Annotated in this window: 25 protein-coding genes; 7 read left to right on the forward strand and 18 right to left on the reverse strand. The window is 64.6% G+C overall.

Features of this window, described 5'->3' with window-relative positions; all coding sequences use genetic code 11:
* From AOP74_RS02360 to AOP74_RS02380, 5 genes are all read right to left on the reverse strand, one after another.
* A complete protein-coding gene (locus AOP74_RS02360; RefSeq protein ID WP_061960733.1) occupies window positions 1-1,299 on the reverse strand; it encodes an ABC transporter permease in 1,299 nt (432 codons plus the stop codon).
* A complete protein-coding gene (locus AOP74_RS02365) occupies window positions 1,296-2,585 on the reverse strand; it encodes an ABC transporter permease (protein WP_061960734.1) in 1,290 nt (429 codons plus the stop codon). The genes AOP74_RS02360 and AOP74_RS02365 overlap by 4 nt, the downstream gene beginning before the upstream one ends.
* The gene (locus tag AOP74_RS02370) at window positions 2,582-4,099 is read right to left on the reverse strand and encodes an ABC transporter ATP-binding protein (protein WP_061960735.1); all 1,518 of its coding nucleotides are present in this window, start codon (window positions 4,097-4,099) and stop codon (window positions 2,582-2,584) included. Before AOP74_RS02370 ends, AOP74_RS02365 begins: the two co-directional genes overlap by 4 nt.
* 120 nt (window positions 4,100-4,219) lie before the next feature.
* Window positions 4,220-5,293 carry a BMP family lipoprotein gene (locus AOP74_RS02375; protein WP_061960736.1) on the reverse strand — a complete coding sequence of 358 codons (1,074 nt, stop codon included), beginning with the start codon at window positions 5,291-5,293 and terminating at the stop codon, window positions 4,220-4,222.
* A gap of 153 nt (window positions 5,294-5,446) precedes the next feature.
* Window positions 5,447-6,532 carry a mannose-1-phosphate guanylyltransferase gene (locus tag AOP74_RS02380; RefSeq protein ID WP_061960737.1) on the reverse strand — a complete coding sequence of 362 codons (1,086 nt, stop codon included), beginning with the start codon at window positions 6,530-6,532 and terminating at the stop codon, window positions 5,447-5,449.
* 91 nt (window positions 6,533-6,623) lie between these two features.
* Between AOP74_RS02380 and sdhC the strand changes: the two genes are divergently transcribed.
* From sdhC to AOP74_RS02400, 4 genes are read left to right on the forward strand one after another with little or no spacing between them, the layout of a single operon-like run.
* Entirely contained in the window at window positions 6,624-6,959 is a 336-nt protein-coding gene (gene sdhC, locus AOP74_RS02385; protein ID WP_061960738.1) for a succinate dehydrogenase, cytochrome b556 subunit, read from the forward strand.
* Window positions 6,959-7,408, forward strand: a complete 450-nt coding sequence (gene sdhD, locus AOP74_RS02390; RefSeq protein WP_061960739.1) for a succinate dehydrogenase, hydrophobic membrane anchor protein — start codon at window positions 6,959-6,961, stop codon at window positions 7,406-7,408. Before sdhC ends, sdhD begins: the two co-directional genes overlap by 1 nt.
* Entirely contained in the window at window positions 7,409-9,184 is a 1,776-nt protein-coding gene (sdhA, locus tag AOP74_RS02395) for a succinate dehydrogenase flavoprotein subunit (RefSeq protein WP_061960740.1), read from the forward strand. It begins immediately after the preceding gene.
* 12 nt (window positions 9,185-9,196) lie between these two features.
* Window positions 9,197-9,964, forward strand: coding sequence for a succinate dehydrogenase iron-sulfur subunit (locus AOP74_RS02400; protein ID WP_061960741.1), 768 nt, complete (start codon window positions 9,197-9,199; stop codon window positions 9,962-9,964).
* Between the two features lie 93 nt (window positions 9,965-10,057).
* Here AOP74_RS02400 and AOP74_RS02405 read toward each other — a convergent pair whose 3' ends face one another.
* The 7 genes from AOP74_RS02405 to sigE form a co-directional block, all read right to left on the reverse strand.
* Window positions 10,058-10,843, reverse strand: coding sequence for a DUF4190 domain-containing protein (locus tag AOP74_RS02405; RefSeq protein WP_061960742.1), 786 nt, complete (start codon window positions 10,841-10,843; stop codon window positions 10,058-10,060).
* 81 nt (window positions 10,844-10,924) lie between these two features.
* The gene (locus AOP74_RS02410) at window positions 10,925-12,019 is read right to left on the reverse strand and encodes a YihY/virulence factor BrkB family protein (RefSeq protein WP_061960743.1); all 1,095 of its coding nucleotides are present in this window, start codon (window positions 12,017-12,019) and stop codon (window positions 10,925-10,927) included.
* A 3-nt stretch (window positions 12,020-12,022) separates the two neighbouring features.
* Complete coding sequence (trpS, locus tag AOP74_RS02415) at window positions 12,023-13,045, reverse strand: tryptophan--tRNA ligase (RefSeq protein WP_061960744.1); 1,023 nt, start codon at window positions 13,043-13,045, stop codon at window positions 12,023-12,025.
* A 40-nt stretch (window positions 13,046-13,085) separates the two neighbouring features.
* Window positions 13,086-13,478, reverse strand: a complete 393-nt coding sequence (locus AOP74_RS02420) for a twin-arginine translocase TatA/TatE family subunit (RefSeq protein WP_061960745.1) — start codon at window positions 13,476-13,478, stop codon at window positions 13,086-13,088.
* Window positions 13,479-13,501: 23 nt separating this feature from the next.
* A complete protein-coding gene (locus AOP74_RS02425) occupies window positions 13,502-15,028 on the reverse strand; it encodes a S1C family serine protease (protein WP_061960746.1) in 1,527 nt (508 codons plus the stop codon).
* A gap of 21 nt (window positions 15,029-15,049) precedes the next feature.
* On the reverse strand, window positions 15,050-15,892 hold the full coding sequence (locus AOP74_RS02430) for an anti-sigma factor family protein (RefSeq protein ID WP_061960747.1): 843 nt from the start codon (window positions 15,890-15,892) through the stop codon (window positions 15,050-15,052).
* Window positions 15,889-16,479, reverse strand: a complete 591-nt coding sequence (sigE, locus tag AOP74_RS02435) for an RNA polymerase sigma factor SigE (RefSeq protein WP_061961874.1) — start codon at window positions 16,477-16,479, stop codon at window positions 15,889-15,891. Before sigE ends, AOP74_RS02430 begins: the two co-directional genes overlap by 4 nt.
* 131 nt (window positions 16,480-16,610) lie before the next feature.
* Between sigE and AOP74_RS02440 the strand changes: the two genes are divergently transcribed.
* On the forward strand, window positions 16,611-17,243 hold the full coding sequence (locus AOP74_RS02440) for an O-methyltransferase (RefSeq protein WP_061960748.1): 633 nt from the start codon (window positions 16,611-16,613) through the stop codon (window positions 17,241-17,243).
* A 70-nt stretch (window positions 17,244-17,313) separates the two neighbouring features.
* Here the strand turns inward: AOP74_RS02440 and AOP74_RS12010 are convergent, their stop codons facing one another.
* From AOP74_RS12010 to dapE, 3 genes are all read right to left on the reverse strand, one after another.
* Window positions 17,314-17,481: a DUF3117 domain-containing protein gene (locus AOP74_RS12010; protein ID WP_082095950.1), complete on the reverse strand. Its 168-nt coding sequence runs from the start codon at window positions 17,479-17,481 to the stop codon at window positions 17,314-17,316.
* Window positions 17,482-17,646: 165 nt separating this feature from the next.
* On the reverse strand, window positions 17,647-18,420 hold the full coding sequence (locus AOP74_RS02445; protein ID WP_061960749.1) for an LOG family protein: 774 nt from the start codon (window positions 18,418-18,420) through the stop codon (window positions 17,647-17,649).
* 55 nt (window positions 18,421-18,475) lie between these two features.
* Complete coding sequence (gene dapE, locus AOP74_RS02450; protein WP_061960750.1) at window positions 18,476-19,570, reverse strand: succinyl-diaminopimelate desuccinylase; 1,095 nt, start codon at window positions 19,568-19,570, stop codon at window positions 18,476-18,478.
* A 147-nt stretch (window positions 19,571-19,717) separates the two neighbouring features.
* Here dapE and dapD point away from each other — a divergent pair, with 147 nt between their 5' ends.
* Both dapD and AOP74_RS02460 read left to right on the forward strand, forming a co-directional pair.
* Window positions 19,718-20,662: a 2,3,4,5-tetrahydropyridine-2,6-dicarboxylate N-succinyltransferase gene (gene dapD, locus AOP74_RS02455; protein ID WP_061960751.1), complete on the forward strand. Its 945-nt coding sequence runs from the start codon at window positions 19,718-19,720 to the stop codon at window positions 20,660-20,662.
* A 1-nt stretch (window position 20,663) separates the two neighbouring features.
* On the forward strand, window positions 20,664-21,530 hold the full coding sequence (locus AOP74_RS02460; RefSeq protein WP_061960752.1) for a hypothetical protein: 867 nt from the start codon (window positions 20,664-20,666) through the stop codon (window positions 21,528-21,530).
* 98 nt (window positions 21,531-21,628) lie between these two features.
* On the opposite strand, the gene AOP74_RS02465 is transcribed toward AOP74_RS02460, so the two are convergent.
* The 3 genes from AOP74_RS02465 to fdxA are packed head-to-tail and all read right to left on the reverse strand — an operon-like array spanning window position 21,629 to window position 24,421.
* Entirely contained in the window at window positions 21,629-22,918 is a 1,290-nt protein-coding gene (locus AOP74_RS02465) for a citrate synthase (protein ID WP_061960753.1), read from the reverse strand.
* Between the two features lie 56 nt (window positions 22,919-22,974).
* Window positions 22,975-24,096, reverse strand: a complete 1,122-nt coding sequence (gene dapC / locus AOP74_RS02470) for a succinyldiaminopimelate transaminase (protein WP_061960754.1) — start codon at window positions 24,094-24,096, stop codon at window positions 22,975-22,977.
* A gap of 7 nt (window positions 24,097-24,103) precedes the next feature.
* Entirely contained in the window at window positions 24,104-24,421 is a 318-nt protein-coding gene (fdxA, locus tag AOP74_RS02475; RefSeq protein ID WP_061960755.1) for a ferredoxin, read from the reverse strand.
* Window positions 24,422-24,463 lie beyond the last annotated feature (42 nt).

The raw sequence follows: 24,463 nt of genomic DNA on the forward strand, positions 1-24,463 counted from the left end.
CTACTTCTTGTACGGGATACCTTCAGCAGCCGGCGGACGGGACAGGCCCACAAGACCGGCCACTGCCAGGATGGTTGCAAGGTAGGGAGTCATCGCGAGGAACTCGGACGGAATGGACGACCCGATGATTCCGAGCTGTACGCGCAGCGCGTCCGCAAAACCGAACAGGAGCGCCGCAGCGAGAGCGCCGCGAGGGCTCCAACGGCCAAGGATCATGGCGGCCAGGGCGATATAGCCCTTACCTGCCGTCATTTCCTTACCGAACGCCAGCCCCGAAGCGACCGTGAAGAACGCTCCACCGAGTCCGGCAACGGCGCCACCGAGCATGGTGTTGCGCACGCGGGTGCGGTTGACCTTGATGCCCACAGTGTCGGCGGCCTTGGGGTGCTCGCCGACGGCGCGCACGCGCAGGCCCCACCGGGACTTGAACAGCATGATCTGCAGCACGATCACGACGACATACATGATGTACACAAGCAGGTTCTGCTGGAACAGCACGGGCCCTAGGACGGGGATCGAGGCCAGCAACGGGATGTCAATCGACGGCAGCGACAACGACTGGTTGAGGCTGGGGTCGTCGGTCATCATCGTCGAGAAGAAGAAGCTCGTCAGACCAATGACGAGCATGTTCAGCACAACGCCGACAACGATCTGGTTGACCCAATACTTGGTCGCAAAGATCGCAAGCAGCAGGCCAACAAGCCCACCGGCGATGGGCGCAACGATGAGGCCCACGTAGGCGTTGCCGGCCATGGAGCCCACCAGTGCGGCGAGGAATGCGCCGGCCAGCAGCTGGCCCTCAATCGCGATGTTGATGATTCCCGAACGCTCACACAGCGTGCCCGCGAGCGATCCGAAGACCAACGGAACGGCCAGGAACAGGGCCGAGGTCAGCAGGCCCGTGAGCTGAATGGTCGTTCCGGAGCGGTCAGCGCCGGCCCACGTCAGCAGCGCACCCATGATGGCCATGCCGTAGACGATCGGTAGCCACACGCCCACCTTGCGGAACTGGTTGGCACGGAACGCCACATAGCCGGTCAGCAGCAGCGCCACGATGGACAGCGTCACCGCCGCGGCACGCGCCGGAACCGTAATGCTCGGTACTGCAATGAAGTCGGTGCTAGTGGCAACGGTGAACGTGGTCTGGACCCCGGTCGGCGTACCGAACCCGAAGAACAGGAGCGAGATCAGCGCTACAGCGCCGAGCCCGATCGTGGCCTTCCACGACTTGGTCTTCACAACCTGCCCTGACGCACCTTGCTGTGGTGCGGAACTCGCCTCAGTCGTCATGGCGCTCATGCCGCCACCTCCTTCTCGTGGGCCGGGGCAGGCAAGCGGAACATCGACCTTACGAGCGGCGGTGCCGCGATGAACAGAACGATGAGCGCCTGGATGACGAGCACAATGTCAACGGGAAGTCCGGCCTGCACCTGGAGGGTGGGCCCTGCCGCGCGGAGGCCACCAAAGAGGATCGCCGCGAAGACGGTTCCCAAGGGCCGGGATCGTCCCAACAACGCCACGGTGATGGCGTCGAATCCGATCGATCCGGCCGTTGCGGTGGTCAGCACCTTCTCTGTACCGAGCACCTGCGCGGAGCCCGCGAGTCCTGCGAACGCACCCGCGATCACCATGACCAGGATGTAGGCCTTCGAGACGTTCATACCTGCGGTACGGGCCGCGTGGGGGTTGGCACCCACGGCACGCAGCTCGAAGCCGAGCGTGGACCGCTCCATCAGCCACCACGCGAACCACGCGCAGCCCAAGGCAAGGATGAAGCCCCAGTGGAGGTTGAACTGGCTCCCGAGCAACAGCGGGTACTGCGCGCTCTCGTCAACAATCGGCGAGATGGGGTTGCTGGAACCCTCACGCTGGAAAGCCTCACGCGTCAGCAAGTACGCGACCAAGTACAGCGCGATGTAGTTGAGCATGATCGTCACGATCACCTCGTGCGCGCCGGTCCTGGCCTTGAGGAATCCGGGAATGAAGCCCCAGATCGCGCCACCCAGAGCGCAACCGATCACTGCAAGCAGCAGGTGAATCGGGAACGGCAGGTGGAACGTGAAGCCGATGAAGGCACCGAGTGCGGCACCGATCAGGAGCTGTCCCTGAGCACCGATGTTGAACAGTCCGGCACGGAAGCCGATTCCCAGTCCAAGACCAGCAAAGATCAGTGGCGTCGCCATCGTCAGGGTCTGCGTAAACGGCTTGATGAACCCAGCAAAGGACTCTGCCTGCAGGTTCACCACAGCGCCTTGGAAGATTGCGCTGTAGGCGCCGCCGAGCGCGTCGCCGATCGCGGAGAACATGTCCGCTGGCTGCGAGAAGAAGTACCCGGCAGCCGTGCGCACATCCTCATCCGCAAAGCAGATCAGGATGCCGGCGATCAGCAGGGCTGCGACGACAGCCATGACCACGACGAGAGTCGAGCTCTCGAGGATCTGGCGCAGGACGCTCTGCGAACGCGACTGCTCTTCGGTATCGGAGGGATCCGTCGCTCCGCCGGCACCCTCAGGTTCAGGGGCCTTGGTGTCTACCGCGTCGGGCTTTGGCTCGTCCTTGTCGCGGGATGCGTCTGCGTCGCTCATGCGGCTTCCTCCTCGTGAGCACCGGCCATCATCAGGCCCATGGTGTCGCGGTCGGTGTCGGGAGACACGATGTCCACGATCTTGCCGTGGTACATCACGGCGATACGGTCTGCGAGCGCGTAGACCTCGTCGAGTTCGGAACTGACGATGATGACCGCCACTCCCTTGTCGCGCTCCTCGATAATCCGTTTGTGGACAAACTCGATGGAACCCACGTCGAGTCCACGGGTGGGCTGGGATGCGATGAGCACCTTGAGGTCACGCGCCAACTCACGGGCCAGCACGACCTTCTGCTGGTTTCCGCCGGACAGTGAACCCGTGAGCGCCTGAATCGAGGTGGTGCGCACGTCGAACCGCTCTACCTGCTCTTCCGCGTTGTCCCGGACCACGGACGGCTTAATGGCGCCGCCACGCGAGTACGGCTGGCGGTCGTACAGGTCGAGGATCAAGTTGTTGGCCACCGTGAAGGAGGCAACGATGCCGTCCTCTGTGCGGTCCTCGGGGACGAAGCCGACCCCGGCATCGAGCACCTGGCGAATAGAGCGGCCGGTGAGCTTCTTGCCCTCCAGCGTTACCGAGCCGCCTGCGGTCTCGACGACGCCCATGATGGCCTCCGCGAGTTCCGTCTGGCCGTTGCCCTGCACACCTGCAATCGCGAGGATCTCGCCGGCGCGGACCTCGACGGACACGTCATCGAGCAGGGTGATCGACGTGGCCGAGTCGACAACCGACAGGTTGTTGATCTCGAGTACTGGGTCGCCGGGCTTGGCCTGTTCCTTATCGACCGTCATCGAGACGTCGCGGCCCACCATGAGGGACGCGAGATGCTCTTGTGAGTCGGTGGGCTCGGCCGTGCCGACCACCTTTCCTCGCCGGATGACCGTGATGGTGTCGGCGATCGCTTGAACCTCACGGAGTTTGTGCGTGATCAATACGACGGCGGTGCCGGAGTCACGCAACTGGCCCACGATCTCAAGCAGTTCATCGGTCTCCTGGGGCGTGAGCACAGCGGTGGGCTCATCCAGGATCAAAACCTTGGCGTCTCGCGAGAGCGCCTTGATGATTTCGACGCGCTGCTGCGCGCCCACGGACAGATCCTCGACGACGGCGTCGGGGTCAACGTGGAAATTGAAGCGCTCGGAGATCTCGTTCACCTTGGAACGCGCCGCTGCGAGGTCCAGTAGCTTGGCCGGCCCCGTCACCTGCTCGTGTCCCAGCATGACGTTCTCTGCCACCGTGAAAGGCGGCACCAGCATGAAGTGTTGGTGCACCATGCCGATTCCAGCGGCCATGGCCTCGCCGGGGCCGGAGAAGACGACGGGATCGTCGTCCAGGAGAATCTGGCCACCGTCTGCGTCGTACAGTCCAAACAACACATTCATCAGTGTCGACTTGCCTGCGCCGTTTTCACCCAACAGGGCGTGAACGGTTCCGGACTCAACGGTGATGCTGATGGCGTCGTTCGCGGTGAAGTCACCGAACTTCTTGGTGATCTCGCGTAGTTCGAGTTTCACGCTGTTCTCCTTCTAGGACCTGCGCCGATGCGGGCCCCTCAAGTCAAGCACGAGGGGCGCGCCGCGTCTACGCGGCACGCCCCTCGCGTCTAGTGAGCTGTCTGCTCGACTTCCCGTGAATTAACCGGCGGTCGACGGCTCGATCTCGCCAGCGATGATGCCCTCACGGAGGCCATCAAGTGCACTCACGACGTCCTCGGGGACAACGCCCTCGGGGAAGTCAGCAATGCCGACGCCCTCGTTCTCCAGCGTGCCCACGTAGGGCTCGTTGGTGAAGCCTTCGCCAGCGGCCTGCTCGATCGTGTCGAACACAGCGTTGGAGATGTTCTTCAGCACGGAGGTCAGAACGATGTCTGCGTACTCAGGAGCGGACTCGGTCCAGTCGGAGTCCACACCCACGAGCCATGCGTCGCCGGCCGACTGCACGGCCGATGCGGCACCCAGGCCCACGGGGCCAGCAACGGGCATCACGACGTCTGCACCCTGGTCCAGGAAGCCCTGAGCGGTGTTCTGGCCCTTGGTCTGGTCGTCGAAGTCACCGGTGAACGAACCGTCGGTGCCGTCCCAACCGAGGACCGAGACGTCGCCGCCCATGTCCTCGTTGTACTTGTTGGCGCCGGCGAGGAAGCCGTCCATGAAGATCGAAACGGTCGGAATGTTGATTCCACCGAAGGTGCCGAGCGTTCCGGTCTGCGAGGCGCCGGCCGAGGCGTAGCCCGCGAGGAATGCGGCCTCATCGGTCTCGAAGAACATGGGCTTGACGTTTTCGATGGGCTCTTCGTAGCCGAAGTCGACGATCGCGAAGTTCACGTCGGGGTTAGCGGCGGCGGCCTCAGCGGTCGCGTCACCGAGCAGGAAGCCGACCGTGATGATCAGGTCGCAACCTGCGGCAACCTGTGCCTCCAAGTTGGGGCCGTAGTCCGACTCGGCGGTCGACTCTGCCTCAGCGACCTCGACGCCAAGCTCGGCGCCAGCGCGCTCGATGCCGTTGTATGCCGACTCGTTGAACGAGGCGTCATCGAAGCCACCTGCGTCAGAAACCATGCAGGCCTTGAAGTCGATCGACTCCGCGGCTTCCATCGTCGAGTCGTCGCTGGCCTCTGCGGAGGTCTCTTCCTCCGGGGCCGAGCCACACGCTGCCAAGACAAGGGCGGATGCTGCCGCCACTGCACCAATGCGAATCGAATTGCGCATCTGTTGCTTCCTTACTTTCGAATGACCTGTTGGGTACGCCAGGCTGTTGCGTTAGTCACAATGCTACGCAGATAGCGTTTCGCGTTCGCGCCGGAAGTGTTGCTTACAGGCTACGGTTCGGTATCAATCGTTACCGCCCCGTCACCTGGGCACTTACTCAAATCGGACATCCTTCACGCGTTGAGCGACATCGCGCCGGGTCACGAGGATGGCCTCATCGGTCTCCACGACCACGGCGTCGTCGATCCCCACGATCGCCACGGGCTTGGTCCCACCCATGACCACCGGTCCACGTGCGTCAACTGTCGCCACCGCCTGCTCACGGCCTACCGAATAGACGCCCGCAGCATCGGCCCTCAACAATTCCGCCAATGAATCGAAGTCGCCGACGTCATGCCAGCGGAAGCTGCCCGGCACCATCGCTACCCCGCCCTCGGCGGCCACCGGTTCCGCGATCGCGTGGTCGATCGCGATCTTGGTCAGCGTGGGCCAGACGCGCTCCACGACTGCATCGCGCTGCTCGGTGTCCCACGCGGCCGCGATCTCGCGCACACCACTTTCCAGCGTGGGCTGCAGACGCGCGAGGTGGGCGAGCAGCACCGATGTCGACACCACGAACATGCCGGCGTTCCACGTGTGACCGCCAGCGGCAAGCATCTGCGCTGCGCTCTCCTCATCCGGCTTCTCGGTGAAGGCCTCGACAGCAAACGCGCCAGGCGCATCCGCGAGCGCCTCCCCCGCGCGGATGTATCCGAACGCGCTCGAGGGTCCGGTCGGCTCAATTCCGATGGTGACAACCTTGCCGGTGCGCGCCGCGCCGATCGCGGTGCGGACTGCATCGCGGAAGACATCCCCATCCGGGATCACGTGGTCTGCGGCGAACGAACCCATGACGCGTTCGCCGTGACGTTGCTCAATCACGGCGGCGGCGAGCGCGATTGCGGCCATCGAGTCGCGTGGGCTGGGTTCGGTGAGGAGGGCCGATGCGTCGGTTGCGGGCAGTTGCTCGGCGACAGCGGGCGCGTGGCGCACCCCCGTGACGATGAGCGTGTGCGCGGAGAGGGGGCCCAGGCGTTCAACCGTGTCCTGAATGAGCGTCGACCCCGTGCCGAGCAAGTCGATCAGGAACTTGGGGCGGTGAGGCTGCGACAGCGGCCACAGCCGCGAACCGACCCCTCCGGCAGGCACCACCGACACAAAGTCGTCCACGAGGTTCACACTGCTGTCATCTGTCGTCATGCGACCACATTAGGATGGACGGCGAGTCAACCCGGAATTCGAAGGAGAGTCCGTGTCGCCAGCGCCCACGCTCTACCGAGGAGCTGAGGGGATGTGGATGTGGGTCGTGCACCGCACGACCGGTGTCGCCATCTTCTTCTTCCTCTTGGTTCACGTTCTTGACACCGCCCTCGTGCGCGTGTCGCCTGAGGCCTATAACGAGGTCATCGGGCACTACAAGACACCCATTTACGCCATCATCGAGGCCGGCCTTGTCGCCGCCATCTCGCTGCACGCCCTGAACGGCCTGCGCGTGATCGCCGTCGACAAATGGACCTGGGCGCTACGCCGCCAGAAGGTGCTGGTGTGGGTCGTGTGGATTGGATTCGCGATCGTCATGATCGGCTTCCTGCCCCGCCACCTCATGCACGCGTTCGGAGGTGCGTAATGAGTAACGCACCCGATCTCAAGGCCCCCAAGAAGGCCATCAGCCACTCCACGCTTGGACGTGCGCGCCGCTGGAGCTGGATGTTCCAGCGCATCTCTGGCGTCATCCTGATCCTGCTGATCGCCATCCACTTGACCATGAACCTCGTCATGGGCGACGGCATCAACCAGATCGACTTCGCCTTCGTGGCTGGCAAGCTCGCCAACCCGTTCTGGCAGTGGTTCGACTTCCTCATGTTGGTCCTGGCGATGCTGCACGGCGCCAACGGCATGCGCATGATCATCGACGACTATGCACGCAAGCCCTGGATGCACGCCACGCTCCAGTGGGCGCTGCGCATCGCGACCGTCGTCATCATCGTGCTGGGAACGCTGGTGCTGTTCACCTTCGACCCCTGCCCAGCGGGTTCTGACCCGTCCCTGCTCCCAAGTTTCTGTGAGGACATCTAAATGGCCACCGAGCACGAGTTCGACGTCGTCATCGTGGGCGCCGGCGGAGCCGGAATGCGCGCGGCGCTGGAAAGCTCCCAGCGCGCCAAGACCGCCGTCATCACCAAGCTGTACCCCACTCGCTCGCACACCGGTGCCGCGCAGGGCGGCATGGCCGCAGCGCTCAGCAACGTCGAGGACGACAACGCCGAGTGGCACACCTTCGACACCGTCAAGGGCGGCGACTACCTCGTCGACCAGGACGCAGCGGAGATCCTGTGCAAGGAAGCTGTGGACGCGGTCCTGGACCTCGAGAAGATGGGCCTGCCGTTCAACCGCACGCCCGAGGGCAAGGTCGACCAGCGTCGCTTTGGCGGGCACACCCGCAATCACGGTGAGGCTGCCGTGCGTCGCGCCTGCTACGCCGCAGACCGCACCGGCCACATGATTCTGCAGACCCTGTACCAACAGTGCATCAAGCAGGAAGTGGAGTTCTTCAACGAGTTCTACGTCCTGGACCTGATCCTCGATGGCGACCCGCAGGCCGCTGGCGAGGACGGCGAGGTCGCCGCTGCCGGTGTTGTCGCGTATTCGCTGGCCACCGGCGAGGTGCACACCTTCCGCGCCAAGTCCGTGATCTTCGCGACCGGCGGTGCGGGCAAGGTCTTCAAGACCACCTCGAACGCCCACACCCTGACCGGCGACGGCATGGGCATCGCGCTCCGTGCGGGCCTGCCGCTGGAGGACATGGAGTTCTTCCAGTTCCACCCCACAGGCCTTGCTGGCCTGGGCATCCTGCTGTCTGAGGCTGCTCGTGGTGAGGGTGGAATCCTGCGCAACTCCGAGGGTGAGCGCTTCATGGAGCGCTACGCCCCCACCATCAAGGACCTCGCGCCTCGCGACATGGTGGCGCGCGCGATGGCGAACGAGGTGCGCGAAGGCCGCGGATGCGGCCCCAACAAGGACTACGTCCTGCTGGACCTCACCCACCTTGAGCCCAAGCACATCGACGAGAAGCTCCCGGACATCACGGAGTTCGCCCGCACCTACCTCGGTGTGGAGCCCTACACCGAGCCCGTCCCGGTCTTCCCCACCGCGCACTACGCGATGGGCGGTATCCCGACCAACGTGCAGGGCGAGGTGCTGCGCGACAACACCCACGTCGTGAAGGGCCTGTACGCCGCCGGCGAGTGCGCCTGTGTGTCCGTGCACGGCGCCAACCGCCTGGGCACCAACTCGCTGCTCGACATCAACGTATTTGGGCGCCGCGCGGGCATCGCCGCCGCGGAGTATGCCAACGCGACGGAGACCACTCCAGAGCTTCCGGCCGATGCTTCGGCTGGGGTTGAGCAGTCCGTCGCCCGGTTGCGCGACACCGTGGGTGGTTCCGGAACCGAGCGTGTGGCACAGATCCGCAAGGAGCTGCAGGAGACCATGGACCGCAACGTCCAGGTGTTCCGCACCGCTGAGTCGCTCGCCGAGGCGCGTGACCTGGTGATCGAGCTCCAGAAGCGCTACGAGAACATCGCGATCCACGACCGCGGCACGCGCTTCAACACCGACCTCCTCGAGGCGATCGAGCTGGGCTTCCTGCTCGAGTTGTCAGAGGTGGTCATCGCTGGTGCCGACGGACGCAAGGAGTCGCGCGGTGGTCACTACCGTGAGGACTTCCCCACCCGTGACGATGAGAACTACATGCAGCACACCATGGCGTACAAGCGTGCCGATGGGACTGTCGACCTGTCCTGGAAGCCGGTCGTCATCACCAAGTACCAGCCCATGGAACGCAAGTACTAGGAGGGACGCGAGATGACTGCCACTGCTGAGAAGTCCGCCGAGGCCGGTGCTATCCCGTCGATGACGGTGACGCTGAAGATCCTGCGTTTTGACCCCGACGGCCTTGACGGCCGCGAGCCGGGCACGGAGTACTGGGAAGAGTTCCAGGTCGAGGCACACGCCACCGACCGCGTGCTCGACGCCCTGCACAAGATCAAGTGGGAGCAGGACGGCTCGCTGGCCTTCCGCCGCTCTTGCGCGCACGGTGTGTGCGGCTCCGACGCCATGCGCATCAACGCCCGCAACCGCCTAGCTTGCAAGACCCTGCTCAAAGACCTCAACCCGGCCAAGCCCATCATGGTTGAGCCCATCAAGGGTCTGCCCGTGGAGAAGGACCTGATCGTCGACATGGAGCCGTTCTTCGCCTCCTACCGCGAGATCATGCCGTTCCTCATGACCACCGGCACCGCTCCCGAGCGCGAGCGCCTGCAGTCCCCCGAGGACCGTGCACGCTTCGACGACACCACGAAGTGCATCATGTGTGCCGCGTGCACCACGAGCTGCCCCGTGTTCTGGACCGACGGCCAGTACTTTGGCCCGCAGGCAATCGTGGGTGCCCACCGCTTCATCTTCGACTCTCGTGATGAGGGTGAGTGGGACCGCCTTGAGATCCTCAACGACAAGGCCGGCGTGTGGAAGTGCCGCACGGCCTTCAACTGCACCGAGGCCTGCCCCCGTGGCATCGAGGTCACCAAGGCCATCTCTGAGGTCAAGCACGCGCTGAATACCGGCGAGATCTAAGTCTTCGCGCTAGCAAAGCATCGGGCCCCGGCTGAGGATCACTCCTCGGCCGGGGCCCGTTGCGTTACGCGGCATTAGCGCCGCGGCATTCGACTACTCGTCGGCGCAGTACCCGGTGATCGTGGGCACGCCGCGGCCGCCACAGGTCTCGGCGTACTCCTCGTACTCCGAGCCGATGGCCGACGCCCAGTACAGGTCGTCACAGGCCTGCCCGTCGCCCGCGCCGCACTGGTCGTACAGGACGTCGAGTTCGGGGTCGTCGCCGTAGTTCTGCGAGGTGGACAACTCCGTTTCCCAGTCGATCCCGGTCTCATCCAGGAACGTCACGGTGGCCACGAGGATGCTCGTGATGTACACGGCCCACGCGATGGTGGACACGGTTCCAAGCACGAGGCCCGTGACGGCCATCCAGGTGCCCTTACGCGCGCCCTGGGCGGTACGCCGCAGGCCCACTGCGCCCAGCGCGATAGCGACCACGGACAGGCCCACGATTCCGGTCACGAGCGCCGCGATCGAGAAGCCGTCAGTCTGGTTGGACGTCGATGCAGGCGCACCGTAGGAAGGCGGCGGAACCGAACCGTAGGCAGGTGCGCCATACGCGGGCTGCGGTTGACTGGGCGCCATGCCGCCGGACTGTGCATAGGCATCCTGCGTCGGGGCCGGCGCGCCAGGTGCTCCCGGCGCGGCGTAGGCGGGCTGCTGCGCTGCCGACGGGTCGCCGTAGGTCAGGCCAGTATCAGCCTGCCCCGGTGCCGTTGCCTGAGGTGCCCACTCGGGCGTCTCCTGCGGGGTAAATGACTGCGGCGCGCTGGCCTGGCTGGGCGCGGCAGGGTCGCCCGGCTTGGGCGGCGGGCGCAGGAAAGGGTCGTTGTCGGTCACGTTTTCTCCTCAGCATCAAGGTGACGCCAAGAATCTACTGGTAGTTACCGACTTTGCGCGACCCCCGCTCCGTGGAGAGCGCTAGTCCGAGGGCTTCTCCCGCGTTGTCGCCCGCTTGGTAGTGACGGATCCGTGAGGGCGACGCGCGGGAGAGTCAGCCTTCGCCGCAGGGATCTCACCGGTCTCTTGAGTATCGCCGAGCTTGCTCGGCGGCAAGGTACCCAGCCATGCGGCGCAGTACAGCATGATGCGCGCGATCCAGTCCACGAAGACAACTATCGTGATGACCGCAGCGATGGATCCCAGGACGGGGTTGCTTCCAACGCCACCCACGACAAAGGAAACGCCCTGTCGCAAGATTCCCATCGCGATACCGCCGAGGATCAGAATCATCCACAAAGACTTCTTGGAACCGCGGTACTTTCCGAGAATCACGATGGCGAGCGTCAGGAAGGCCATGTCGACCAAAAGCCCCACGAACAGCGCGGGGCCGCGAATGACCCACTGCGATACTGTTTCTCCTGGTATCCAGCTAGCTAAGACATCCGCGAACTGCGATGCCAACACCTGCACAATGACCCCCACCACGACGATGAGGAAGATCGCGAACAGCGCCGCAAAGTCGCCAAGTTTTCCCGCGACCGCGGGCATCTTGCCCTTGCCCAGCATCGCGCGGGTTCCAATTCTCACGGCGGTGAGGTACCGCGCTGCAGTGTTGAACAGGATCAGGAACGAGACAAGACCCACTATGCCGGTGATGGTCTGCGGCTGAATGGCGGCGGGGTCGACGAGCCCGTTACCGCTGCCGTCATCAACGACACCCGGGATGGTGTCATCGAGGAATGTGTAGAACGCGTCATTCCAATCCTCGTTGAAGTGCACCATGAATGTCGACAGCGTGATGCCGATCACGAGCCCCGCCGCCAAGGACGTCAGCGAGAAGTACGCCATTCCGCCCGCGAGGATGGTGGCGTTCTCTTCCGACGCGCGCTTGAGCGTCCGGCCCACATGGGTGCCGTCGAACTTCTCTTTTTGCCCCTTGGCCTCCGCGAGGGCTGCCTTGGTCTTGTCGATAGCGCCGGAATCCTCAAGCGCGGTCTTGCTCTTCTGGACGGCGATGGACTCGGTGAACGTGTCGCGCAGCGGGACGTGCTTGGGTTCAGGAGAGTCACTCATGCATTAACTCCGCGGTCGAGGGGCGACCAGCCCCACACGGTCATACAGGCGTGCAAGGGTCTCGCGCGCGATGGACTGCACCTTCGCTGCGCCGTCGGCCAGGACCTCGTCCAACGCGTCAGGCGATTCGATCCAGTCCATCGCCCGGTCGTGCACGGGCGTGAGGTACTCGACCACAACATCGGCCAAGTCCACCTTGAGGTGGCCGTACATCTTGCCTTCGTACTCAGCGACGATGTCCTCGACTGCGCGGCCGGTCAGGGCCGAGTAAATCGTCAACAGGTTCGAGATTCCGGCCTTGTTCTCGCGGTCGAACGCGATCACGGTGTCGGAGTCGGTCGCGGCGCTCTTGATGTTCTTGGCGACCTTCTTGGGGTCATCCAGAATCTCGATGAGGCCCTTGGGGCTCGAGAAGGACTTCGACATCTTCTTGTCCGGCTCTTGGAGATCGTAGATCTTGGCCGTCTCCTTGACGATGTGCGGCTCGGGGACCACGACGGCCCCTTCGCCCAAACGGGTGTTGAGGCGCTCAGCCAGGTCTCGCGACAGCTCGAGGTGCTGGCGCTGGTCCTCCCCCACGGGCACCACATTCGTGTCATACAGCAGGATGTCCGCTGCCATCAGCACCGGGTACGTGAACAGCCCCACGTTGGTGCCGGACTCCCCCAGCGCGCCCGACTTGTCCTTGAACTGCGTCATGCGGGCCGCTTCGCCAAACCCGGTGAAGGTGCTCAGCAACCATGCGAGCTCAGCGTGCTCGTGCACGTGCGACTGTACGAAGACGGCGGAGCGCGATGGGTCCACGCCCGCCGCGAGGAACTGCGCGGCGGTGCGGCGTGTGCGCTCGCGGAGCACCTCGGGCTTGGGGCTCACGGTAAGAGCGTGCAGGTCGACGACGCCGTAGATTGCGTCGTGCGTGTCCTGCAGCTTGACCCACTCCACCAGCGCGCCCAGGTAGTTACCGAGCTGGAGAGAATCTGAGGTCGGCTGCATGGCCGAAAACACGCGAGGCTTCATGCCCGCCATTGTTCCGCATCTGCAGGTGTCTTGTGAACTGCCTGTGGACCTACGTCGCTTCGTCGTCGAAGGGAGATGGAGAGCCCGCGGCAAGAGTGCCGGACTCGCGCTGACGCCCGGTATCCGACAGTCCGGCCGATGCCGTGGTCACCGTGGTAGCACCAGCCGCCTTGGCAGACGCGGCCGAGGGCGCCGGGCTCGGTTCCGACAGGGCCTCGCGCACGATGCGGCGAGGATCGTATTGACGAGGGTCGTACTGGGTCCAGTCCACGTCGTCGCCAACTTCGGACTTGATCTGGTCCTTGCCCTCGTTGACCATGTCGCGGCCGCGGACAATCCACTGACGCAGTTGCTGGGCGTATTCGGGCATACGTTCTGGACCGATCACGACAATCGCGATCAGGATCAGAACGAGGAGTTCTCCTCCGTTAATGCCGAACACAGCATCTATTGTGCCCTGGGCGGCTAACCCTGCTGTGCGTTGAGTGTCGCGGACGAAGCCAAGGACACCGTGATGTCCTGTTCCTCGTTGTCGCGCAACACGGTCAGCACCACTTCATCGCCTGGCGCCTGAGCACGGATCGACACGATGAGTTCGTCCACTTGTGTGATGGGACGTCCGTCAATCGCGGTGATGACGTCGCCGGGCTCGATGCCGGCCTCAGCTGCGGGCGAGCCAGTCGACACTCCGCTGGGGTCGTCGAGAACCTTGACGCCCTCGCCGGTGTACGTGTCGTCGAGCAGCACGCCGATGATCGGGTAGGTCGCCTGACCGGTCTCGATCAGCTCTTCCGCCGTGCGCTTGGCCTGATTGGACGTGATGGCGAAGCCCAGTCCGATCGATCCTGTGGTGTCGGTCGCCGTCGACAGCGTTGCGATCGCGGAGTTCACGCCGATGACCTCGCCGTTAGCGTTCAGCAGCGGCCCACCCGAGTTTCCGGGGTTGATCGCGGCGTCCGTCTGGATTGCATCGATGAAGGCGGGCTCCGTAATTTCGCCCGCGCGCACAGGGCGGTGCAGCGAGGACACGATGCCGGTGGTGACCGTCGCCTCGAGCCCCAGGGGCGAGCCGACGGCGATGGTCTCGTCGCCCACAACGACCTCGTCGGAGTCGGCGAAGACCAACGGCGTCAGACCCGTCAGTTCGACCTGCAGAACCGCGATGTCGTAGTCGCCGGTGGCGCCCACGAGTTCAGCCGGGTACTCCGAGCCGTCGGAGAAGATCACGGTGATGGAGTCAGCGCCCTCGACCACGTGGTTATTGGTGAGAATGTAGCCGTCCTCGCGGATAACAAAACCGGAACCGGTCGACGAACCGAGCTGTCCGGCGCTTGCCTCAATCGAGACGGTCGACGGCATGGCCTCCGCTGCGACGGCAGCGACTGAGCCTGCTTCGCGGTCAACGGTCTCGGCGGTCGACGTCGACAGTTGCGCCTGAGGTGGCGCGGTGTACTCGTCGTATCCCCACGCACCCAAAACGCCACCGCCGAGGCCAAGGAGCAATGCGCCGGCCGCGATACCAGCGACAGCGCCCTTGCCAACGCGGGCGCGCTTTTCCTTCTTGGGGGCCGGAGCGGCGGGCGGAGCCACGTAGCCCGAGGCGTCGTACGCGGGCGCCGCAGTTGAGAATGTGCCATCTGCGGCCGGCGCCATCGCGCCAGGCATGGCGGCGGCTGCGCCGGCTACGGGCACTTGGGTGCGGTCGATCACTTCAGTGTCGTACTGAGGGTCGCTACCGGGGGCCGATGCTTGGGAGCCCGACTGCGGGGCGGAGGCACCGTATGCACTTCCCGGGGCGACGGGCGTTCCCGCTGCGGGCGCGCTCTGCGGTTGCGGGGCGCCGTTGTGCGCCTGTCCATACTGTGGCTCGCCGGGTTGTGGCTGGCCGGGTTGCGGCTGACCGTCCGGTTGCTGGGCGCTCGCCTGCGACTGGGGGTCGGGCGAGTCGCCGTCACGGCGCTCGGAAGGGGACGCAAAAGGGTTGTCAGACATGTTGCTCCTCGGGGCGGGGTCTCAGTCTCCGGTCAGGACACTTACGATGCGCGCGGCGCCATCGCCCACGCGCTCGACAATGCCGGGGGCTCCGGCAGTCGGAAAACTCTCTACTGCTTCGCTCAACGTGGCGGCGGTGCACTCACACGCTGCCGAGGCGACGAAGTCGCCGGTCTGCCACACCACTCGGAGCGGGTCCTCATTGACGAGATACGCATGCACCTCACCAATGTCGACGGTCGGGAAATGCTCAGCCACGGCATCGGCCAGGCTGCCTTCCTGTTCGGTCACCACGATGGTGTCGGCACCGGCCAACAACCACAGGACCAAAACTTCGCGATCGCGGGCGTCGCGCACAACGCGCGCCTCCACCGGGACAAGGTCCGTGGATTCCCACACGGGGTGTGCCCAGCTGGCGAGCTCGTCGCTGCTGCGCATCGAGTTCGATGAAATGTAAGACTCGGCTCCGGAAGCACTCGTGGCCGCGTCAGCGAACGCCGGCTCGACCTGCTGCGGAGCACCGGCCGCATAGGATCCGACGACGCCTGCAGAGAGCACGACGAGGACCAGCATCAGGGCAAAAACGGGACGGCGGCTGTGTCCAGAGGCCGCACGAGCGTCTGCTTTGGACTCACGCTGCGCAATCTCGGCCATGCGCTCGCGATCCAGCAGTTGCTGGGCGAAACTCATATCGATTCCGGCAGGCGATGACTGGAGGGCCTCACGGGCCGCTCGCAGTTCTTCCCACCGGGTACGGCACTCGAGGCAACCCTCGATGTGAGCCATAGCATCGGCCGTTTCCTGGGCACCCAAACGGTTGTCCAGCAGATCGTGAACCTTCAGACCAAGGTGTTCTTCCCTCACACGCCACCCCGCACCGGCGCACGGTGAGCCAATGACTCACGGAGCTTCGCGCGGGCGCGAGACAGTCGGGACCGGACAGTGCCCATCTTGATGCCGAGTGTGGCGGCAATCTCCTCGTAGCTCAGGCCTTCGATGTCGGCGAGGACCACGGCGGCGCGGTACTCGGGAGGAAGGTCTGCGAGGGCGGCGATGATGTCATCGCCAAGGTGGGCCATGTCGAAAGCGTCCTCCGGCTGTCCCGACCGCTCGTGGCGGTCGAAGCTGCTGGACGTGGGCACGGAAACGTCGTCATCGGCCATGAAGTCGAATCGGATGCGCTTCTTGCGACGCATGCGGTCAAGGAACAGGTTGGTGGTGATGCGGTGCAGCCATCCCTCAAAGGTCCCCGGCTTGTACTGCGACAGCGAGTTGAACACACGGATGAAGACATCCTGCGTGAGGTCCTCGGCGTCGTGCTGGTTGCCGGTGAGGTGATAGGCCAGGCGGTAGACGCGACCGGAGTGTTCCTCGACGATGCGCTCCCACGTTAAATCCTGGGGCGTTGTCGTAGGCGCGGCGGAGGCTTCCACGTGCTGTGTCTCAGTCATTTGAGTCTTTGCCTCCTCCACGTAGCGGTCAACGGTTGCCAACAAGAACATGTTCCCACGTGATCCTGGGAGTTTGCTGAGACATAGGTCCTTAGACCCGGACTACGATGCGGTACTAGAGGAGGCCACATATGAGCGTCGAAGGCAATAACTGGGCCTATGCCGAGGATTTCCTGCCCGAGGACCGCGTTCTCCTGACCGCGCGTGATCTCGCCGAGGAGTTGGGCTGTCCACCAATTCTTCCCGGGGCTGGCCAAACACTGCAACTCATCGCGCAGGCCTCTGGCGTGCGATCCGTCGTCGAGATCGGGACCGGTGCCGGTGTGTCAACGACGTACCTGTTGCGCGGCATGGTCACTGGCGGAGTCGTCACGACGATCGACGTCGAGCCCGAGCATCACAAGGCCGCCAAGCGCACTCTCCGCGAAGCTGGCTTTGCCCCCGAGCGGGCACGCATGATCACCGGCCGCGCTCTCGACGTCCTCCCCCGCCTCACCGACGGTGGCTACGACATGGTGCTCATCGACGCGCGCAAAGTTGAGTACCCACAATACCTCGAACAGGCGCTGCGCCTGGCTCGCGTGGGTGGAATCATCGCGATCGACAATTCGCTGTGGCACGGCCGCGTCCCGGACCCCGCCCAGCGCGATCAGGAAACCACTGCGATCCGCACCACCCTCAAGTCGGTGCGCGAGAACGAGTCGCTCACCACTGTGCTGCTGCCGGCCGGCGACGGACTGCTGCTGGCCATCAAGAACGCCTAGAGGCTCCACATACGACAACGACCGCGGCCCCTCGGGGCACGCGGTCGTTGTTGTATGAAGTTCGTCGGCGTTACTGCAAAGCGCCTGCAAGGGCGTCGCGGAGTTCCGCGACCTCATCTGCATTCACCTCAACGACGAGGCGTCCGCCACCCTCCAGCGGCACCCGCATCACGTACCCACGGCCCTCCTTTACGACCTCCATGGGGCCGTCGCCGGTACGGGGCTTCATCGCAGCCATATGTGCTTCTCCTCGCCAGTGTGCGTCGGCCACGCTGACGCGTGGCACCGCGAACTATTCTACGACGTATCGGACAAGCGTCCCAACTCCCTGTTCAAATGAAGACCGCAGCCTTTTGTAGAAGTGCCCAAACGGCGGCACGGCCCCCTTTTTCGAGGACAGGGCTTACATCGGCTCCGAAGTGGGCGGCGTGGACGGCGCTAGAGGTCTGGTGCCCTCGCCGCGGGAGTACTCAGAAACTATCCGGACTGCTTCCTCGATGTCATCGGTCACGTGGAACAAGTCCATATCGGTCTCGGACGCCTTTCCATCGGCGACGACAGAATCGCGCAGCCAATCCACGAGTCCGTCCCAATACTTGTGACCCACGAGCACGACGGGGAACTTTGTAATGGTGCGCGTTTGCACAAGAGTGAGGGACTCGAAGAGCTCATCCATAGTCCCGAAACCGCCGGGCAGCACGATGAAGCCTTGGGCGTACTTCACGAACATGGTCTTGCGCGCAAAGAAGTATCGGAAGTTGATGCCCAGGTTCACGTATTGGTTCACGCCTTGCTCGAACGGCAGCTCGATCCCGAGGCCCACCGATACGCCGCCCGCGTCATGGGCACCCTTGTTGGCCGCTTCCATCACGCCGGGGCCACCGCCGGTAATGACGGCGAAGCCTTCTTCGACGAGTCGCCGTCCCACGGTCTCGCCCTGCACGTAGTCCGTGGCATCCGGCTTGGTGCGCGCGGATCCAAAGACCGAAACGGCCGGCCCGAGCTCCGCGAGTGCGCCGAAGCCCTCGACGAACTCCGACTGGATGCGCAAGACGCGCCAAGGGTCCTCATGAAGCCAATCAGGTTGCTCCTGGCCGCCTAGCAACCGCCCCGACGTCGACTCCTTCGGGATGTTCAGCCCGCGCAGCAGCACCGGTCCCTTGCGGTATTCACTCATGTTCGCCTCCTGAGGTGAGTTGCCAACGCCGCTCACGCAGGCATCGGCCGGATGGTCATTCCGTGAGCCACGCTTCCAAGCCTGCCCGGCATGCATGAATCTCGGACACTGCGCACTGCTCCTGGTCCGCGTGCGCCAGTTCCGGATCTCCAGGTCCGTAGTTGACGGCGGGGATGCCCATCTCGCCAAAGCGAGACACATCAGTCCAGCCTTCCTTGGCGCGAGGCTGCCCACCGCCTGCTGCCGACACGGCGGCGGCAAAGGACAGCGCCAAGGGTGCGTCAAGGCCTGGCCGGCAGGCAGCAGACTCGTCTGTCCACACCAGCGAGTACTCGCCGGTCAGTGTTGCGGCAACGAGCGCTTCGACGTGGTTCTTGGCGTCATCGAGACTCTTGTTGGGTGCAAAGCGGTAGTTCACGGTCAGCGTCGCCTCATCCGGAATGACGTTGTTGGCGATACCGCCGCGAACGGCGACCGCGTTGAGGCCCTCGCGGTAGTCGAGGCCATCCACGGTGACGGCGGCCGGGTTATATGCGGACAGGACGGTGAGAAGCGGCGCAAGCCCATGGATCGCATTGATGCCCTTCCACGCGCGGGCGCTGTGAGCGGCCTTTCCAGGCACGGTGATTTCACAGCGCAGAGTGCCGTTGCAGCCGCCCTCGATCGCGGCGGAGGTGGGCTCACACAACACTGCGAAGTCGGCGTGGAACAAGTCCGGGTGGTTGCGGACAAGGCGACCGAGCCCATTCTTGGTCGCGACCACCTCTTCATGGTCGTAAAACACCCAGGTGATGTCGCGAGTGGGAGCGTCCAGTTGCGCCGCGAGCGACAGCATCACCGCCACCCCGCCGAGCATGTCGACGCTTCCGCGACCCCACAGGACGGTTCCATCGGCGTCAAAGCGGCCGGGAACGTTGTCCTTGATCGGGACGGTGTCGAGGTGGCCGGCAATGATGACTCGCTCCGCCGCCCCGGTCTCGGTCCGCGCCACGATCGCGTCGCCATCGCGGGTGACGCTGAGGTGCCCGTGGACGCTCAGCGCCGCCTCCACGGCGTCGGCGATCGCCTTCTCATCCCCTGACACCGACGGAATATCGATCAGCTGCGCTGCGAGGCGCTCTACGGCGGAGGCAAGGTCAAGGTGCGGCATCTTTCCAGCCTATCGACGCTGGAGCCGCGCCCTCCGCACGCCGCGACCGCGGTTCACCGAGTCGTCACGTAGCGAGGCCGCGCGCCAATGCCCCGGGACGCGGGCGACTGAGACCGATGGCATGGCACCTCAACTAGTGTTGGGGGCATGACTCGAGCTGCTTACGGATACGGACTTGCCACTTACGACGCGAACGGCGTCGCCCTCGATACTTGGTACCCCAACCCGGGCCTGGGCTCCGGCCCCACTGGTGATATCCCCGCGGCGATCGCGTCCGCCGAACGCGACGATGAACTCCGTGGCGTCACCGTCCGCGCGCTACGCACGGAGATCGACCTCGATACGCCCCCGGCGTCGGTCGAGGACGCCTACCTGCGCCTGCACCTCATCTCCCATCGCAAGGTCCAGCCGCATGGCGTCAACCTTGACGGCGTCTTTGGCGCTCTCACCAACGTGGTGTGGACCTCAGCTGGCCCGTGCGCCATTGAGGGCTTCGACGCCACCCGCCTGCGGTTCCGAGCAGCCGGTCAACAGCTCACGGTGTTCGGCATCGACAAGTTCCCGCGCATGGTCGACTATGTCGTTCCCTCGGGCGTGCGCATTGCTGACGCGGACCGTGTCCGTCTGGGCGCTCACCTGGCGGAAGGCACTACCGTCATGCACGAGGGCTTTGTGAACTTCAACGCCGGCACGCTCGGCCACTCGATGGTCGAGGGACGCATCTCCGCGGGCGTCGTCGTAGGCGACGGATCCGACGTTGGTGGCGGCGCCTCGATCATGGGAACCCTCTCCGGAGGCGGCAAGGAAGTCATCTCCATTGGCGAACGCTCGCTCCTGGGCGCCAACTCAGGTCTGGGCATCCCGCTCGGGGACGACTGCATCGTCGAGGCCGGGCTCTACGTGACCGCTGGCTCCAAGGTCGTGCTGGTGGGTCAGACCGACGACGAAGGCAAGCCCACGGTCGTCAAGGCCAAGGACCTCGCGGGTCGCGACGGACTGCTGTTCCGCCGCAACTCGGTGACAGGTGCGCTCGAGGCCGTGATGCGTCAGGGTCAGGGCGTCGAACTCAACGCCGCGCTCCACGCGAACTAACGTGGCAGCTCGCCGTCGCGGACGCGGCGCGAGCATCATCGCCCTCGCTCTGATCGTGGCGGTGACAATCGCCGCCATTGTGTGGGTGCCGCGCCTGTGGGAGCGGTACGGGGACGAGTACTTCGCGTCCTCGCGGTGCACGGTGACTCTTGACGACCGCTCCGACAGCAAAACTGCGGACCAGGCCAACAACATCGGCCTCATCGTGGCCGGGTCAATCCGTTGGGACCTGCCCGCGCGCGCTGCGACTATTGCCGTGGCCACGGCCATTCAGGAGTCGAGCCTGCGCAACATCGACTACGGCGACCGTGACTCTTTGGGCCTGTTCCAACAGCGCCCGTCCCAAGGCTGGGGTTCAGAGGAAGAGATCATGGACCCCTATTACGCCACCGACCGCTTCTACGAGGCGCTCATCACGATCGACGGCTGGGAAGGCATGGACGTCACCGACGCCGCACAGGCCGTGCAGCGCTCGGGCTTCCCGCTTGCCTACGCCGATCATGAGGAGGAGGGCCGCCTGTGGGCGTCTGCGGACACCGGTCACGGCGGCTCGGTAGCGTGCGACCTCCCCGATCCTGACGCGCCTACGACAGCCCGAGCGTTCACCGAACGGGTAAACGCGGACTTTGGCGAGGGCGAGTACACCGTCGAGGTCATCGGCACCGACGACTCCGACACGGTCTTGGCGGTCACGGGAAGCGACGCGCGCGCTGACGCCGCGCTTCAAGAGTGGGCGGTCACTGTCGCCTCGTACGAGGCCGTCACCTCAGCCGTGAGCCAGACCGATGCTTGGGTCAGGGATGGAGCGGAACCCGCCAGCGCTCTCGACAACGGCGTGAGGGTCACGATCCGTACGCAAGCCGAGTAGGCATCGGGCCCTCGCCCCCACCATCACAAATGGCTCCATTCGTCTGTTCTAGCTAACTGAAACAGATAAATGGAGCCATTTGAGGATTAAGCGGGGGGTTAGCGCTCCTGGATAGGGGCGTAGGTGCGGTCCGTCTCACCCGTGTAGATCTGGCGCGGGCGCCCGATCTTGGTGCGCGGGTCCGCCAGCATCTCGCGGTAGTGAGCGATCCAGCCGGGCATGCGACCCAGTGCGAACAGCGGCGTGAACATCGCCTTGTCGAAGCCCATGGCCGAGTAGAGCAGGCCGGTGTAGAAGTCGACGTTCGGGTAGAGCTTGCGCTCAACGAAGTAGTCGTCCGACAGCGCGATCTCTTCGAGGCGCTGAGCCATCTGGAAGGTCTCGTCGTTACCGCCGAGGTCAGCCAGGATCTGGTTCGCCATCTTCTTGACCTGCGCACCGCGCGGGTCGTAAGACTTGTAGACGCGGTGACCGAAGCCCATCAGGCGGGCGCCTTCGGCCTTGTCCTTGACCTTCGCCACGAACTGCTCGACCGTGTCGCCAGACTCCTTGATCTGGTCAAACATCCGCAGTGCGGCCTCGTTGGCACCGCCGTGCAGCGGGCCAGAGAGTGCGCCGATTCCGGCGGAGACGGCAGCGTAAATGTTGGCCTGCGACGAGCCCACGATGCGCACCGTCGACGTCGAGCAGTTCTGCTCGTGGTCGGCGTGCAGAATCAGCAGCAGGTCGAGGGCCTTGCGCATGATGGGGTCAATGGCGAGTTCGCCATCAGCACCGGAGAAACCGATGCGCATGAACTCGTCGACGTAGTGGCCGCCCTGGCGGGGCTCAATGAGGTCGCCGCCGGTGGAGCGACGCTGCAAGTACGCCACGACCGTTGCCGACTTGGCCAGCAACAGCACGGTTGCGAGCTCGAGAGCTTCCTCATCCGAACCGACTGACTCGGGGTAGAAGGTCGGCAGTGCCGAGATGGCCCCGGACAAGACCGCCATGGGGTGCGCGTCGCGCGGGAAGGCTCCCAGGAACGACTTGATGCCCTCGTGCACGTGCATGTGGCGCGCAACGCGGTTGTTGAAGGCGTTGAGCAGGTCCTCGGTGGGCAGTTCGCCGTGGATCAGCAGGTAGGCCACCTCGAGGAACGTGGAGTTCTCTGCGAGCTGCTCGATCGGGTAGCCGCGGTACTTCAAGATTCCGGCGTCGCCATCGATGTAAGTGATCGCCGATTCGCATGAAGCGGTGTTCATGAAGCCGGGGTCTACGGTCACCAGACCGGTGTCGCGCATCAGGGTGGAGACGGACATGCCGTCATTACCGACTGTTGCCCGTTCGATGGGGAGTTCGCGGGTGGTGCCGTCCACCGTGAGACGTGCGTCGACAACTCGAGTCATACTGTGGTTCCTCCGTGCGCCGCAGCGCCTTTGTGTGCGTTCGCTTGGGTGTGAGTTTACCCACTATTGGACAAACGCATCACCGCTTGGGAGATGCGTTCGTCTGTTGCGGTGAGCGCAATACGGACATATTGCGCGCCCGCATCACCATAGAACGCGCCGGGCGCTGCGACAATTCCGCGTTCGGCCAGGTACGCGATGGTGTCCCAGCAGTCTTCCCCGCGGGTTGCCCACAGGTACAGGCCTGCCTCAGACCCCGGGACAGTGAAGCCCGCCCCGCGCACCGCGGGAAGTAGCGCATCGCGGCGAGCGCGATAGACCTCGCGCTGCGCTGCCACGTGCTCGTCATCGCGCAGTGCGGCGGCCATGGCGGCCTGCACGGGAGCGGGCACGATCATGCCCGCGTGCTTGCGCGTCTCCAACAGGGCACCTACAAGCGCGGGATCTCCAGCGATGAACGCCGCGCGGTAGCCCGCCAGGTTGGACTGCTTCGACAGCGAATACAGCGCGAGCAGGCCCTCATGGGACCCCTCGCAAACCTCAGGGTCTAAGACCGACGGAACGCCGGCATCGGCCCACGGAGCCTCCCACGGCAGCGCCGCATAGCACTCGTCGGATGCCACCACAGCACCCTGTGCCCGCGCCTGGCGCACGATGGCGCGCAGCTGCTCACGTGACAGCACGGCTCCCGTGGGGTTGGACGGCGAGTTGATCCAAACAAGCTTGACGTCGTCGCGGTGAGCCCAATCGGCCGGGTCGTCGGCAGCGACGGGGGTCGCGCCGGTCAAGGTCGCACCCACGGCATAGGTGGGATAGGCCGATGCTGGGTGGACCACCGCATCCCCCTCCCCTAGTCCGAGGAGAGCGGGCAACCACGTCACCATCTCCTTCGAGCCGATGGTGGGAATCGCGGCGTCGGGACCGATCCCCGTCACCCCACGGTGGGTCGCAAACCACTCGCTGATGGCGGCGCGCACATCCGCAGTTCCCTGCGTTGTGGGGTATCCGGGCGCATCTGCCGCACCTCGCAACGCATCCTGCACCACCGCAGGGGTCGGGTCGACAGGTGTGCCGACAGACAGGTCAACGACGCCGTCAGGGTGCTGACGGGCGCGCTCGCGATACGGGACCAGACTGTCCCACGGAAAGTCGGGTAGGGCGCGCGGCTGCAGGCCCATGCGGCGGCTAGGCCTGGGGCTCGAGCGTCTTGATGAGGTCGTGATCGTGTTCGATCAGACCCATCTTCGCAGCACCACCGGGCGAGCCAATTTCCGAGAAGAACTCGACGTTGGCGTCGTAGTAGTCGGCCCACTTATCGGGGACGTCGTCCTCGTAGAAGATCGCCTCAACGGGGCACACGGGCTCGCAGGCACCGCAGTCAACGCACTCATCCGGGTGGATGTAGAGCATTCGATCGCCCTCGTAGATGCAGTCAACGGGACACTCGTCGATGCAGGCCTTGTCCTTCACATCGACACAAGGCAAAGCAATGACGTAGGTCACTTCGTCTCCTCCACTCAGGGGTGCACGGGCCGCACCATCATA

Origin of the sequence: Demequina flava (assembly GCF_000975035.1) — a bacterium.
GTDB lineage: Bacteria > Actinomycetota > Actinomycetes > Actinomycetales > Demequinaceae > Demequina > Demequina flava.

What these genes read in the sequence shown, in the direction of transcription:
- AOP74_RS02360 (WP_061960733.1), bottom strand. Translation starts at nt 1,299, where the DNA reads ATGAGCGCCATGACGACTGAGGCGAGTTCCGCACCACAGCAAGGTGCG.
- AOP74_RS02365 (WP_061960734.1), bottom strand. Translation starts at nt 2,585, where the DNA reads ATGAGCGACGCAGACGCATCCCGCGACAAGGACGAGCCAAAGCCCGAC.
- AOP74_RS02375 (WP_061960736.1), bottom strand. Translation starts at nt 5,293, where the DNA reads ATGCGCAATTCGATTCGCATTGGTGCAGTGGCGGCAGCATCCGCCCTT.
- AOP74_RS02380 (WP_061960737.1), bottom strand. Translation starts at nt 6,532, where the DNA reads ATGACGACAGATGACAGCAGTGTGAACCTCGTGGACGACTTTGTGTCG.
- sdhC (WP_061960738.1), top strand. Translation starts at nt 6,624, where the DNA reads ATGTGGATGTGGGTCGTGCACCGCACGACCGGTGTCGCCATCTTCTTC.
- sdhD (WP_061960739.1), top strand. Translation starts at nt 6,959, where the DNA reads ATGAGTAACGCACCCGATCTCAAGGCCCCCAAGAAGGCCATCAGCCAC.
- sdhA (WP_061960740.1), top strand. Translation starts at nt 7,409, where the DNA reads ATGGCCACCGAGCACGAGTTCGACGTCGTCATCGTGGGCGCCGGCGGA.
- AOP74_RS02400 (WP_061960741.1), top strand. Translation starts at nt 9,197, where the DNA reads ATGACTGCCACTGCTGAGAAGTCCGCCGAGGCCGGTGCTATCCCGTCG.
- AOP74_RS02410 (WP_061960743.1), bottom strand. Translation starts at nt 12,019, where the DNA reads ATGAGTGACTCTCCTGAACCCAAGCACGTCCCGCTGCGCGACACGTTC.
- trpS (WP_061960744.1), bottom strand. Translation starts at nt 13,045, where the DNA reads ATGGCGGGCATGAAGCCTCGCGTGTTTTCGGCCATGCAGCCGACCTCA.
- AOP74_RS02425 (WP_061960746.1), bottom strand. Translation starts at nt 15,028, where the DNA reads ATGTCTGACAACCCTTTTGCGTCCCCTTCCGAGCGCCGTGACGGCGAC.
- sigE (WP_061961874.1), bottom strand. Translation starts at nt 16,479, where the DNA reads ATGACTGAGACACAGCACGTGGAAGCCTCCGCCGCGCCTACGACAACG.
- AOP74_RS02440 (WP_061960748.1), top strand. Translation starts at nt 16,611, where the DNA reads ATGAGCGTCGAAGGCAATAACTGGGCCTATGCCGAGGATTTCCTGCCC.
- AOP74_RS12010 (WP_082095950.1), bottom strand. Translation starts at nt 17,481, where the DNA reads ATGGCTGCGATGAAGCCCCGTACCGGCGACGGCCCCATGGAGGTCGTA.
- AOP74_RS02445 (WP_061960749.1), bottom strand. Translation starts at nt 18,420, where the DNA reads ATGAGTGAATACCGCAAGGGACCGGTGCTGCTGCGCGGGCTGAACATC.
- dapE (WP_061960750.1), bottom strand. Translation starts at nt 19,570, where the DNA reads ATGCCGCACCTTGACCTTGCCTCCGCCGTAGAGCGCCTCGCAGCGCAG.
- dapD (WP_061960751.1), top strand. Translation starts at nt 19,718, where the DNA reads ATGACTCGAGCTGCTTACGGATACGGACTTGCCACTTACGACGCGAAC.
- AOP74_RS02465 (WP_061960753.1), bottom strand. Translation starts at nt 22,918, where the DNA reads ATGACTCGAGTTGTCGACGCACGTCTCACGGTGGACGGCACCACCCGC.
- dapC (WP_061960754.1), bottom strand. Translation starts at nt 24,096, where the DNA reads ATGGGCCTGCAGCCGCGCGCCCTACCCGACTTTCCGTGGGACAGTCTG.